This window comes from Nitrosomonas sp. Nm132 (assembly GCF_900100485.1).
Lineage (GTDB): Bacteria > Pseudomonadota > Gammaproteobacteria > Burkholderiales > Nitrosomonadaceae > Nitrosomonas.
Map to the genome: position 1 here is coordinate 1 of NZ_FNDH01000015.1, position 13,188 is coordinate 13,188.

The 13,188-nt window shown below is 46.3% G+C and carries 8 protein-coding genes; 1 reads left to right on the top strand and 7 read right to left on the bottom strand.

Annotation, left to right across the window (positions count from 1 at the left end; genetic code table 11):
• Window positions 1-190: 190 nt before the first annotated feature.
• Window positions 191-472, bottom strand: a complete 282-nt coding sequence (locus tag BLP80_RS16640) for a sensor histidine kinase (RefSeq protein WP_090541846.1) — start codon at window positions 470-472, stop codon at window positions 191-193.
• Between the two features lie 256 nt (window positions 473-728).
• Between BLP80_RS16640 and BLP80_RS07370 the strand changes: the two genes are divergently transcribed.
• Window positions 729-3,572, top strand: coding sequence for a peroxidase family protein (locus tag BLP80_RS07370; RefSeq protein WP_090541936.1), 2,844 nt, complete (start codon window positions 729-731; stop codon window positions 3,570-3,572).
• Window positions 3,573-3,623: 51 nt separating this feature from the next.
• On the opposite strand, the gene BLP80_RS07375 is transcribed toward BLP80_RS07370, so the two are convergent.
• The 6 genes from BLP80_RS07375 to BLP80_RS07400 form a co-directional block, all read right to left on the bottom strand.
• Window positions 3,624-5,558 (bottom strand): GMC family oxidoreductase, encoded by a 1,935-nt coding sequence (locus BLP80_RS07375; RefSeq protein ID WP_090541847.1) that lies wholly within the window; start codon window positions 5,556-5,558, stop codon window positions 3,624-3,626.
• Between the two features lie 129 nt (window positions 5,559-5,687).
• Complete coding sequence (locus BLP80_RS07380) at window positions 5,688-8,333, bottom strand: c-type cytochrome (protein WP_090541849.1); 2,646 nt, start codon at window positions 8,331-8,333, stop codon at window positions 5,688-5,690.
• A gap of 173 nt (window positions 8,334-8,506) precedes the next feature.
• Complete coding sequence (locus BLP80_RS07385; protein ID WP_090541851.1) at window positions 8,507-9,712, bottom strand: catalase family protein; 1,206 nt, start codon at window positions 9,710-9,712, stop codon at window positions 8,507-8,509.
• On the bottom strand, window positions 9,709-11,223 hold the full coding sequence (locus BLP80_RS07390; protein ID WP_090541938.1) for a Dyp-type peroxidase: 1,515 nt from the start codon (window positions 11,221-11,223) through the stop codon (window positions 9,709-9,711). Before BLP80_RS07390 ends, BLP80_RS07385 begins: the two co-directional genes overlap by 4 nt.
• Window positions 11,224-11,237: 14 nt before the next feature.
• The gene (locus BLP80_RS07395) at window positions 11,238-12,542 is read right to left on the bottom strand and encodes a hypothetical protein (protein ID WP_090541853.1); all 1,305 of its coding nucleotides are present in this window, start codon (window positions 12,540-12,542) and stop codon (window positions 11,238-11,240) included.
• A gap of 35 nt (window positions 12,543-12,577) precedes the next feature.
• A complete protein-coding gene (locus tag BLP80_RS07400) occupies window positions 12,578-13,033 on the bottom strand; it encodes a hypothetical protein (RefSeq protein ID WP_090541855.1) in 456 nt (151 codons plus the stop codon).
• Window positions 13,034-13,188: the final 155 nt, after the last annotated feature.

A 13,188-nucleotide genomic window follows, 5' to 3' on the forward strand; every position in this document is an offset into this window, starting at 1 on the left:
TCTTGCCCGACTACTCAAACAAAACCTTAACCATCCGTTTGCACCACAGCGCACGCGCACATACTGATGAGGTCATCGCTAAGCTTTGCGAGGAGCTCAATGCTACTGAGACCTTCTTTCCTCGATCTGGACTTCGTCTGATCTTTAAATTGGGGTCATCTTAAAATCGTCGGGATCAGGTGGTCTGAGATTAGTGAAGGGGGATTGTAGCAATTACCGAGGTGCCTATAGCGGAAGAAGTTAAGCGCAAAGCTCCACCTTCAGCTTCAATTCGCTCTTTCATATTGCGCAAACCTAATCCCCGATTTGGAGCATTGTTGACACTAGCTATACCGAACCCGTGGCCATCATCATGGATTGTTAAGGTTACACTACGCGAATTGTTCTCCAACCTCATGGACACTTGCTTGGCCGACGAGTATTTTATGGCGTTGGTGATAGCCTCTTTTCTAAGTATTGAAGGATTAAGAATGAATTACCTAACCTATATTCAAACAAAGGAGAGCTGTGTCAAAGGAGGTCACATGATAGAAGAAATAATTAAGCGAAACTTGGAACATTGCTTTCGACCAAATTCAAACGTTAATTTGAAACGGAGCCTAAATAAGGCAAATAATTTAACCGGTACATATCCGGGCTTTAAGTTCTTAACCCAATCTACTGGCTTTAGCCAGGGTTATTTGGCCTTTCTCTACCTCAAATGTCGCCATCCATCGCTACTTTTAGCAATGGCAGTATTACTTCTTCTCAGTGGATGTAATGTTTGGGATGCCGAGATATCCTGTCTAAAGGTGCTCGTGCAGGGTGATATTCAGAGAGTTGCACAAATAAGAGAGCAGCGGTTTCTGGGAAAGGTCCCTGAGGGGAGAGCCCATTGTCTCGGCGGAGATCATGCTGTGACCTTTAGCCAGAGCCCGTGGCAGGATTGGCCAAATTACTGGGCTACTGGTGATAGCTCGTCACTATCTCCTCATACTCTGTTAGATAAAACATTTTTCGGTCCCAACGCGCGTGGTCTCAACGGCGCCCTCTATGAATTGGAGTTGCAACGGGTCGAGCTTATCAAATTCAACCTTTTCGACAATAGCGGAACCTACGAGGCCTATATCACAGGCCGTGATGGCACGGCGGGTCCAGTGTTGCAAGCCTGGCCAGAAATGCAGTTGCCTCCGAATCATCCTAATTATAAGGATATTGAGAGCAATCCGGAAAAGGTCTGTGGGGGTGAATTAATTCGTTTCCGTACCGTTACTGGAATCTGTAACGATATTTACAATCCATTGATGGGTTCAACTCATCAACTCTTTGCGCGTAACGTTCAGTTTGATACGACCTTTCCTGACCTGGATTTAAATGAAATAACTAAGAATCGCCATGGTAACCGATTAGGGCTATTGAAACCTGATCCACAGGTCATTAGTCGGAAACTGTTCACCCGCATGCAGTCTCAGCCTGACAAATGTCAAAGAGGCTATGGCTTGCCTGACAGCACAGCGGAGGCCGAGTGTGATTACAAAAAGGCGCTGACCTTTAATGTATTGGCGGTTTTTTGGATTCAATTCATGACCCACGATTGGTTCTCTCATGTGGATGAAGAACGCAATCAGCCACAGTGGATGACTGCTGGCTGCGCGACACAACTTGTCGACAACATCGAACAGCCATTGACGAGTGAGGATATCGAGAAGCTGGGCTGTCGGCCAGATGACAGGATCAATATCGCGCCTGTCGCTGACAACACGCCACCCAGGTCATTTACGCATGACGGCCAGCCCTATTTCACCCGGGCACCGAAGACAACACGCAACAATGTGACGGCTTGGTGGGATGCCTCGCAACTCTACGGCTATGATGAGCGGTCTAGCCAGCGAGTTAAGAGAGACCCCAAAGATTCAGCCAAATTGTTGTTGATGTCCGATAATGAAAGTGCGGGCGAAGTCGATAAATTAGGGTACTTGCCGACTTTTGAGTCAACCGATCCGATCAATCCGGAATGGTCAGGTCAAGAAGCTACTGCTTTTCCTGATAACTGGTCCATCGGACTGAGTTTCTTTCACAACGTCTTCGCGAGAGAGCACAATGCTTTTGTCGATGAATTTCGCAAGCTTGTCACCCAAACTCCTGATGCCGACAGTGGCTTGAGAAATCCAGCAAAACCCGAGGTCGTTATCCGCTATCAAGATGTTACACCGGACGAGTTATTCAATGTCGCTCGATTGGTTATTTCTGCTGAGATCGCCAAGATCCACACCATCGAATGGACCACGCAACTGCTTTATAACGAACCGCTGTACCGGGGGATGAATGCCAACTGGCACGGTCTTTTCCACGAACATGAAGCTGTATCCGAGGTGCTGAGAGAAATTATTCGTCAACTCGACAACACGGATGATGTCAGGAAAGCAAATAGTTTCTACGCAGCTTTCGCTGGCGGGGCTGGCATTTTTGGGTTAGGCAATCATCGCTATGAAGGAACGCCATTCTATTCTTTGGTCGATCGCGGCAGGAAGGATATCTGGACACTCACCAGCAATGATGACATCAATGGCGGAGTCAACCATTTTGGTTCTCCCTTTAATTTTCCCGAAGAATTTGTCACGGTATACCGGTTGCATCCTTTGCTGCCGGACTTGATCGAGTACCGTGAGTGGAATAAGGATCCAAACGTCATCAAGCAAAAAATACCCATAATGGAGACCTTCAGGGGGAAAGCAACCGAGGTGATGCGACGGAAGGGCCTGGCAAATTGGGCGCTCAGTATGGGCCGCCAGCGAGCAGGAGAGTTGACGCTCCAGAACCATCCACAATTCTTGCAAAACCTGAAGATGCCGCACTTGCAGTCACCCACTCAGCAGGTCGATATCGCTGCGCTTGATCTCATTCGGGATCGGGAACGAGGCATTCCACGTTATAACGAGTTTCGCCGGCAGTATGGGCTGAAACAATTGACCAGCTTCGAAGATTTCATTGATTCGCATTTACCCGAGAACTCGTCAATTCGGCGTGAGCAGGGACAGCTCGTGCAGACGCTGCGTGAGGTCTACGGACAACATCAGTGCGATGAATCCAAGGTAATCACACAGGCTCAACTGAACGATGACAAATCGCCCATCAACGATTGCCTGGGGCATCCAGATGGCAGCTTCATTGACAACATCGAGGACGTCGATACGGTAGTCGGATGGTTAGCGGAGTTCAAACGGCCGCATGGTTTTGCTATTTCTGAAACCCAGTTTGTCGTGTTCATTCTCAATGCTTCGCGCAGGCTCTTTAGCGACCGGTTCCTCACCTCGAGTTTTCGCCCAGAATTCTATACCACCCTTGGGGTAGAGTGGGTGATGCACAATGGACCGGGTCCGCAGATGATAGAGAAGGGAATGTCTAATGGTCATAAACAGCAGCCCGTGTCCCCGATGAAGCGTGTTCTGTTGAGAACGTTACCGGAACTAGCAGGCGAACTCCAGGGTGTGGTCAATGTATTCGATCCCTGGGCGCGAGATCGTGGAGAATATTACAGCACCCAATGGAGAGCCACGCCTGAGGCTGAAGGAGACGCAGCGTTCGCTAAATAAACGTAAATGAAACAGCCTGGCAAAACTGATTCGGTCAGATTTTGTAGATAACTATGCAATTCCTTTTTTCGCGTCTTCAGCAATAATCTCACTTGCTTTCTCACTGATCATGTAGACGGCTGAAACAATGAAGAAACCTGGGATTTTGGGAAAGATTGAGGCATCCACAATACGCAAATTTGTGGTTCCGTACACACGAAATTGGTTATCAACAACTGCCATTTCGTCGTTTTCCGGTCCCATTTTGCATGTACAGGAGGCGTGATGTCCCCAAGCTTGATCTTTGATGAATTGACGAATGTCTTCACGGCTTTTGATTTTTGCTCCGGGATAAATTTCCTCGTCAATTAAATCTCCACAATGTCCAATGATGTTACGCACAGTTTCCACGCCGTTTACCACTGATTCCAGATCTTCCCCTCCGTCATCTTCGGAAAAGTATTCGAAATTAATTTTAGGAACATCGCGAGGATCCTTGGACTGCAATGTCACACTGCCTCTGTTACTGGTGTGAGCTTTGAGAATGGCCCAGGTAAAGATATTTTCTTTGCACGCGTCTGAGGAGCCGCTATTTTCTTTACAAATATCATTTGGATAGTTGTTATTTTCTTTGCTGATATCATTTGAGTATCCCGGATAATACCCTCGGAAATTACCAAGTAATCCAAAAATCAATAAATCTGGATCATCATCGGAATGTTGGTAAAAAGAGCGTTTGATTAATGCGATCGTAGCACCATTGGTTGTATAGGGACCTATACCCTGAAGCCACAGGGCATATTGTGGATCCGGTTCATCTCCCGGTTCTGGAGGGTGCAATTTCATTCCCTTAATTAACGAAATATTCTCTTTAAGTCTCGTCACTACGCCTACTTCGTATCGATCCTGCAAATTTTTCCCTACGCCTGGCAAATCCACCTTTACTTCAATACCATGTTTTTCCAATTCTTTTCTAGGACCGATCCCGGAGAGCATGAGTAACTGAGGCGTATTGAAAGCGCCTGCTGATATAATTATTTCTCGTTCCACACAAACTGTTTTCGTTTCGGAAATGACCGCCTTTTCGTGTTGTGGATCAGCCCGATATTGATGAGCACCCACACGATATTCCACACCATAGGCTTTATTATTGGCGTCGAGCAGGATGCGGTGCACTAATGCGCGCGTTCTTACTACCAAATTGTCGGGGCATTGTTCACGAATCCGCGCTATGTATTCTCTGACTCCTACCCGCTTGCCGTTTTGGGTAGTAATCGGAATTTTGCATAAGCCTTCAGGGATTCTGCGAATTAAACGCCAATCATTGGGATCAAAGCGAATGATAAGTTTCAAAATCCCCAAAAAAAATCGATGTAGCGGATGCATCATGCGTCGAGATTCTTCTAATGCGGCGGCCGTTAATTTTTTTAATACCTTGTCCTTCCATAGCATGCAAGGATCAGCTTGATTGGTAGGCAGCCAGCCGTCAAAGCCATGACGGCTTCTGTAACAGGTCCACGCCAGCCACTTTGGGATGTATTCACAACGCTCCAGGCGCTTGAAATACTTGTGCATATGCTTGCTGTTCCAGTTTGGATCATTCATCAGTTCCGCAATTTTGTCCCAGTCACTATTGTGGGGATACATCAGGACCATGGCGTTATGGGCAGTACACCCGCCGAGTGTACCCGAGCGCGGGTAAAGCACGCCATCTTGCTGCGGGAGAAACTTGCAATCCCGTTGTTGTTGGATTCTGTTGGCATAATGCCGCACGAAATAGTCCCACCGAAGAGCCTCATGCTCAGAAGCACGTGCATGAAATGCCGGTACCTTATAATCGATAGGTTCGTCATCTCCTCCAGCCTCCAACAGTAATACACGGAAACCTTTCAGCGCTAGATTGCAGGCAAGCGGTCCTCCCCCAGCTCCGGAACCTACGACGATATAGTCAAATTTTTCGCAATCATTACCAGTCTGATTATTTTCCAAAGAGTCAGGCTTAATCACAAATTATCTCCAGCAAAATTATTTCAAAAATCTTTGACTGCTAACGGAGAATGCCAATTGAAAACCACGCAGGTTGAGAACACAGTAGTACCCCGCTTATAAATAGCGGGGCACTTTATTCACGAAAAATTACAGGGTCTTTAGAAACTCGATTAAAGCCCGCTTGTCGTCATCATTGAGCACCGCCCTGCCTTCCTCCACCGGCAGGTAATCCGTGCCAAAATAATGTCCCCTGTTCACCACGAAGTCTGGGCATTTGTTTACTTCCAGTAGCGGATCGACTATGCCACTCAGAATTTTGCGCAACTCTTCGTCGGTAATGCTCTTAGGATCTTCCTGTGCTTTCCACAAAGTAAAGATATCCCATCCAACGGCCTTTGAGATATTCCACAACAGGGAGGCTTTCTGACCCAAGTCCATTTCCATATTGATATTGGAAACCAGATTCACCGGAATACCTTCGGGAAATGGGCCAAGCTCCAGTCCGTCGCCAATAGGAAGAATTCTTACATACCAAGGTAGATAACCCCCAGGTATCTTTAACTCGCTTCTTTTTGTCGTCCGGTCGATAATACCTGGTATTTCTTTGCCTGATCGGGTGAGATAGGTTTGTCCCTCGCAACTACTCGCCGCTTCCGAACCATATGCATCTTCCCCCTCATATAAATCTTTTTGGTCGCAGTAGCGTTTCTCGGGCCATAGCAATTGCTTTATGCTGATATCGAAAGACTTCATGCGATCCTCTACTGAACCTGAAGGAAAAAACTTGCCTACCGTGTTATTCAGCAAAAACGGTGCTGTCGACCAGATGCTGGTGAGAGAAGGCGGACGGATATAGCCGCGCCCCCCATCTGGCATGACATAATCCTTAGGTTCTCGGGTAACCAGATCATGAATCTTCGCTTTTCCTACTGAAGGCAGATTTTTGTAGGAGGTAGACGAAAAATTATCCCAGGTATCTCCCTTGATTGCGTTAGTGGCTATGGAAGCGCAGATATTGGTTTCTAGCAGTGTAACCGGAACGCGCAAATCAGTAGAAAGGAAATTTTCATTGAGAAAATCTTCCTCCAATACGATCTTTGTCATTTTTTCTTTGAATTCGGAAGAGTTGGTCCAACTCCAATATTGATTCCAACAATTCAAGTAATTAGGGCCGACACATCCATTGTTTGGAAAAAACTTGAATGCTTCCTCCGGGAGCTTGCTCGAATGACAAGCGGCGCAGTTCTCAGCAAATACTTTCTTGCCGTGTTCCAGGATTTCTTCATCATCGGTCAAGTAGCGCTCGCCCTCAGGCGCTTTCTTTAGATAGTCTGGAGGAGTTGCAGCTAGAAAAAACAAAGCAGTGTCCAGCGTCTGTTGCTCTGTAGCCCGCCAATAGCTGGAATTTTGTTCTGCTGCTTTGATTGGGAAGGGAGTAAATGGCTTTCCTCCTACCAAAGGATTAATATGCTGTAGCCATTCCTCGCTGAATAAACCGATATTAACGAAGACACGATTCAATGCGCCTAGCGCACCCACTGAGTCTGAACCATCCTTGAGAACGCGCGGTGTCAGCACTTTACTAGGCTCTTTAAAAAATGCTCTGAGAGGGCTGTTAGGAGGCACTGCTTCAAAATGATTGAATTGTTTATTGTCTCTTTCACCACCGGTGATCTCTTCTTCACCCCAGCGTAAGGCATTCAGCATACGTGCAGGAAGATTATAAACAGCGTTCATAGTACGTGGATTGTTGATATAGTCGGTGGAGATGAGCGAGGTATCCAATGCGCCTGGCCGATTAGTATGAAGATGTTGGTAGGCGTAACTGGTTTTATCCGCTTCATAAGCGAATACCCGATCAAACCAGAAATATTGCGCGCCCGGATTGGAGTTGAGATTAGCCCACTCTGGATTTTCCGGGTCTTTGGGTGGGTTGGTTGGATTGGGTCCAACGTGACAGAATCCACAAGACATGCCCACCCGATAAGGTTTGACTAATTTAGGATCATTGTAGTATTCAGGATCAGAGTAGTATTTTTCTGGATTCCAGCGCTTCTTTGCTGTCTCATCGAAATCAGGATTTGGAAACAAACGAAGGCCTACAATCCCCGTAGCATAGCCATAATAAGATCCTACAGGCACGGTTTTACCACGTGCGCCGATTTGGATGCCTGGATATTTCTGCTCGTTCTCGAAAGGATCAGGAGAACAATTCCGGTCACGTATATCCAGATACAAACCAAAGCGGTCAGGGCGTCCGACCAGTTTGCCCTGCACATCGGTATTTTTCATAAAACACGGCTCATTGACCAGACCAAACCAATTCCACCGGTTGTCACGGCTGTATCCCGGGTTTTTCTGGAGCTCAGGATGATTCGACAATACTTTCAATAGATCGAAGCTACCAAAGCTTTTAGCATTCATATAATCCCAGAACTTGTCATTGCCGCCAGTCCAAACAATCCAATTGTTTCGACCTCTGATCACAGATTTGACGGCCTCATCCGGCGCTTGGGAGATACCAGGTACAAAAGGCTCTAGAGCGGCAACGACCTTATCAGCGTTCTGACTGATTCCATAATCCATATCCTTGAAATAATCTTCATCCGCCCCAGGAATGGTTTCTTCCGATCGATTCACACATTGTGCTTCATCCATAATTGATCCCGTCTTCGCATGACCACCTTTGATACATTCGGTTGCGATCCTTAAGGACTGTTCGTCAGAGCACCCGGAGAGAGATAAAGCTAGACCAAGTCCAAAGAAAAAGAGTATTTGGTTATATTTCTTCATAGGAACCTCCGAAAAAACCATTATTAAGAAGATTTGTACTGACTTATTCCTTTTGCAAATATCACTTGATTTGCTGCTCAACTAATAACAATTCCCTATCTTTGCTCTCTGTTTCAGTTCTTCATTGTCCTATAAAGTACTGAGTTATTGAAAAGCCAGTTTATACCTTGATGCTAATCGAACACCTCATCTCCGGTTGGTTCGAGGTGTGTAGTTTGATTCATTTCTTGACGGAATTTGGATAGCTCGTAATACATTCTAAATCGCGCCCTATTCAGATTGCCTAATGGCCGATGCTCAGGGAGACAATGCCAAGGATTCATTTTCAGCCGCTTAGCAAACTCAAACTGCGCATCCGAATCAAATTTCTGCTTCGGGATATGCACTGTGGCAGCGGGAATAAACGGGGAAAGGTTTTCTGGCCAGCGTACCGAGCCGTCTTCAATTGGCATTAAATGAGGGTCAGTCTGTATTTGAATCATAAGATCAAACTCAACATCTTTCTCATTCAAAGTCTTGATCATATTCTCCCGTAGATAATTGAACGGAGGCGTACCAAAAGGCAGGCCGGGAATATACCTTTCAACGTCCTTTGTTTTTGGCACGAATGAATACATCATCGCCTGTCCTTCACCCAGCAGATAAGGCGTGCAACTCCAGTAACGCTGTCCTAATGGGTTATACTGAGTGGCAGTCCACAGGCTTTGCATAAAGAAGTCAAGCAAATGGGAGTCCTTCGGATTGAGGAAGTAATAAAGTGTCATATCTACCAGACTCCAGTATTGCAATTTGGCATTTTCTCGGGTGTTGGGTGTGACAAACGTCGCGCCACCGCTGGTGGTGATAAAATCCTGGGTAAATTTCTCCTCACTCATGAGTTTTTCACCCGGAACACCCATGAGCTTCACCGCCATACTCATAAAACCGACATCGTTAATATCAGCCGGCACATTTGGCCCAGGTCCGGAGTAGCGTATATAGGCCGGATAACTGCGTGGGTTGGCAAAAATGCCTTTGCGGCAATGTTCTGGCAGGTCATCTCGTATGGTCACCGTGGCACGCACAATGCCGTGTGTTTTGGTATTACCACCCCGCTCATATCCCCCCGGTTTGAAACGTCCGCGCATCTGATCCATCATAAGGTCGACAATTTTATTTAAGCTCTTTTCTTCATCTGGGTCGAATTTTTCCTCAGCCAGTTGCAAACCTTCGTTCTTGCGTCGTCGATTAATTAGAAACTGGATAAATCTTGAACTGGGTTCGCGAAAGAGATAGTCCCACTGCGGGCGGAACCAAGGCTCTAACCGGCGCTCAATACGGAGCAGCAGAATCAGCAAATGGTGAATAGCTTTGAGTATTCGGTTCTTGATCGTCGTCATGATGAGTGATCGCTCCCGTTAGCAGGTAAGGCTGAAATGTACTTTAGCGCACGCAGCCCAGGCATAAAGAAATATCCGCCGCCATGTACAGTAATAAACTGTGGCAAATTACAGGTTTTTTGCATCGGTCCGGATGGCTCGGGATGATTAAAATGATCGGTGCTTTCACCGCTCATTAGCGGTTCGCGATTCCCCAGCAAGGGATCTCTTTCCTGCTGCAGTCCACTAAATTTACTACTCATGGTCCAGGCATTCTGAACAAATTCAAATTGCCGCGATATGTTGGCGACCAGACAGATAAACTGCAGACCATGCTCGGCGACAGGGGCGTCCAGTTTGACGGCGTCTTCCGGCGCAAGGATGGGACCATAACTGCGGCCACGCCGCAACAAACGATGAAAACGAGAGGAAGCAACCAGGTCCTCCTCCGGCTTTTGCCCAAACCCCAGGATTTTAATCAGCCGGCTGATAAAGCCGGTTACACCTGGCGGTAAATCACCGGTACGTGGATTAGACCTGCGAATATGCGCGCTAATCGGACAATGATTTCCTGTTGGGTCCAAGTCATAGGTAAAATGGTTACCGTGATCCTTGCGTGAGATTCCTGGAATGTGCTCCGCAATCAATGGTGTGCCATTACGTTCTCTACCCACCATCGATGCGGCAAGTTGTTCGCGTTTTTCCGGCACGGATCCCGATACCTTGTCAAGAAACTGCCAAAAACCGGGAACATTCTGATCCAGTTGCCGAAGCACTAGATATGTTCCATTACGACTAAAATCCTTCAGCGTGGGATCATCTTCGGCATTAGGCAGACCCGTTGCGTACCTGTCTTTTCTGGGATCAATGAGCGGTCGTGCAGTATATTGTCCATATTCATTACGGTAGCCAAGCACCATCTCTCCAACCGCCAATAAATTAGAGTAACGATCGCGTTCATGTAAGTCCGTGCTTTGTCGGCATGTCCAGTCAATCGTTGGTTGACTGATGCCGTCTTCGAACCCGAAAGGTTCAATCCGTCCCATATCCGAGGTGGGCAAATGTCTTAATAACTGAAATGCCTGTGAGAAATGCTCATCTTCAACTGTTCTCCGCCAAGCTTCGAGGCCTCCCTTTTTGGCATAAAGTAGCAGCAAAATATGCGGCATCTCTGCTGAATTATTACCCCACTTCCAGTACTTTGGAGCATTGCGCCCGATATCCCCAAGACGGCGAGAACAATTTTCATTTCTGGTCATACCGTAGATGAACTCATCGGAAAAACCATTAATAATCGATTCACTCACTCCCAGTTTCTTTAAACCTTGCACAGAAAAAGCAATCTGCAGCGCCGTATCAGGTGGCGGATTTGTTTTGATGGCCCTGCTGACTGGCGCCTTATCCAGCCATCGCTTAGCCGCATCGACATTGGCAATATTCAGCAGCATGAAACAGGTATCGGTTAATTTTCCATACCCAAAGTGTAGCAACCCTTGCAGATCATCAAATTCAAAATCGCTTGATTTTCTCATTTTCATACTCCCTGCTAGATCAGACTGAGCCATTCACGGATTTCCGCATCATTCGATTGACGAATTTCCACACCTTGCCGGATACGACTGTTACGCGCTAAATCAACGGCTGTTAACCCTGGATAAGCCTTATACCAGACCTCTGTAGGTATTTGATGTCGCCTTTGAGTATATTTGAAGGCATGCTCACGCTGTGCACCTTCTTTAATAATCCACTTCGTAGTAGGGTAGCCTACAGCATTACTAAAGACGAGATTGAGACCCCAGCCCACCTTATTAATAAAATCGTCCATATAGCTTTCGTGGCTACCATCGTAATTACTGGCAAAAAAGACTCTATGGTTATTATCCATGAACACCCAGCGGGCAAAATGGATGGTTTTGATTCGAGCAAGAAAGCCCCGGTTGTATACATGCCTGGCAAACCAGTCGGTCAACATGAGTATGAACTTGAAGGTCAACAAGCGAAACAGACCCGGTTTCACATCACCAAACACGCTATATTGATTACTGACATCCCAATCTTCCTGTGCTGAAAGTTCTTCTATGTGTTTGTAGTCAGGCCGAATGAAGAGTTCAGGGTCAGAACGCTCTAGCATTCTTAAACGTAATGCAAAGAAAGGCGCGATAACCAATAGCAATGGGGATAAGAGAAGTAGGGTTAACGGGACTCCAACCTTATGCAGCAGATTGCGGACTTTCCACTCAGTGAGTGTCGGTTCTGGCGGGGATAGCGTAAGTCTGCCTTGATATTTTTCCATTTCGACATAAGACAAAAGCTTCTGCCGTAAGGTACGGATATTCTCCCGGCCAACATCATCAACAATTTTCTGTAAATAGGCAGACAAACTTTGATGTAACGCTGCCTCTTCATGTATTTGTTTGACAGTTCGACCGATCCAGTTAACATAATTAGCCTTGGGATTGATATTGTGTTCGTTCATCCATCCCAGCAGATTCTGATTTTCCTCAGAAAAATCTTCGCAATGAGAGAAGATTTTTCTTAAACCTGAGTCCGCATGGTCTGCGAGTTCGGCTAAAAAAGCATGTGTATCCCCATCAATGTCACCAAGAAAGGCAAGGGTAGGTCGCCACGGTCTTGGTCTTACGCCAAATTCTTTAATTTCGTGTGTCGTATTGGCTTCTATGATCACAAAGCGCGCAAAATGCAACCGATCAAACCTGCTGAATGGAATCAAGCTATTACCAGGGTCAGCATGACCCGGCACTTTGTTCATCGAGGCCAACAAGGCGCGCAGGTTTTTCAGCTGCCCAACACGCACCGTCGCAGTAATCATGAAAGTAGATTGAGGTGTCATGGTTTTCTATCTCAAGTAAACATTTACACGACTTCTTATTTAATATCGCTTCGTGTCAAGGCGAAATCCAGGACACGCGTTTTACCCCACCACACTTTCCCAAGATAAACACCGGGTTCGACTTCACGAATCTCATCGCGGATCACTTTGGCAATGAATGAAGTTTTAGAATAATCAATGACGATGGTATCTTTCCCATCAAGCCAGCTTTTGTCGCGATATACTTTTGCGACAATAAATGTCAGACCAAACGGTGTAATTTTGTTGACAAGAACACCTGCCTGGCCACCTGGGCAAAATAGATCAAACACTTTGCCTTGCCAAGCAAAGAGGCGTGCAAAGGCAGCTACGATTTTTGAGAAGATTGACCCTGCCAGAATTGCTGTGCCACGGGTATCACCCGCTGGAATATTTCCCGGTGTGGCATTGCGATAGATTTCATCTAATTCCTCGCGTGACTTACTCAACCAGGCTCTTACCGTATTATTCATTTCAGTTACTCCTTATAACTCTTACAGAATTGATCAAAGTCACAAAGTCAATAATTTGAGTAACACTGCAATAGTTGCTGACTACAAATAACACTTGATTAGACTAAAAATTACGCTTCCTTGAAGAAAGCTGAAATAAGCAAAAACCTTAATTT

Bases quoted from the DNA above. Each gene is read 5' to 3' on its own strand.
- BLP80_RS07370 (WP_090541936.1), top strand. From the start codon at position 729: ATGGCAGTATTACTTCTTCTCAGTGGATGTAATGTTTGGGATGCCGAG.
- BLP80_RS07380 (WP_090541849.1), bottom strand. From the start codon at position 8,333: ATGAAGAAATATAACCAAATACTCTTTTTCTTTGGACTTGGTCTAGCT.
- BLP80_RS07385 (WP_090541851.1), bottom strand. From the start codon at position 9,712: ATGACGACGATCAAGAACCGAATACTCAAAGCTATTCACCATTTGCTG.
- BLP80_RS07390 (WP_090541938.1), bottom strand. From the start codon at position 11,223: ATGAGAAAATCAAGCGATTTTGAATTTGATGATCTGCAAGGGTTGCTA.
- BLP80_RS07395 (WP_090541853.1), bottom strand. From the start codon at position 12,542: ATGACACCTCAATCTACTTTCATGATTACTGCGACGGTGCGTGTTGGG.
- BLP80_RS07400 (WP_090541855.1), bottom strand. From the start codon at position 13,033: ATGAATAATACGGTAAGAGCCTGGTTGAGTAAGTCACGCGAGGAATTA.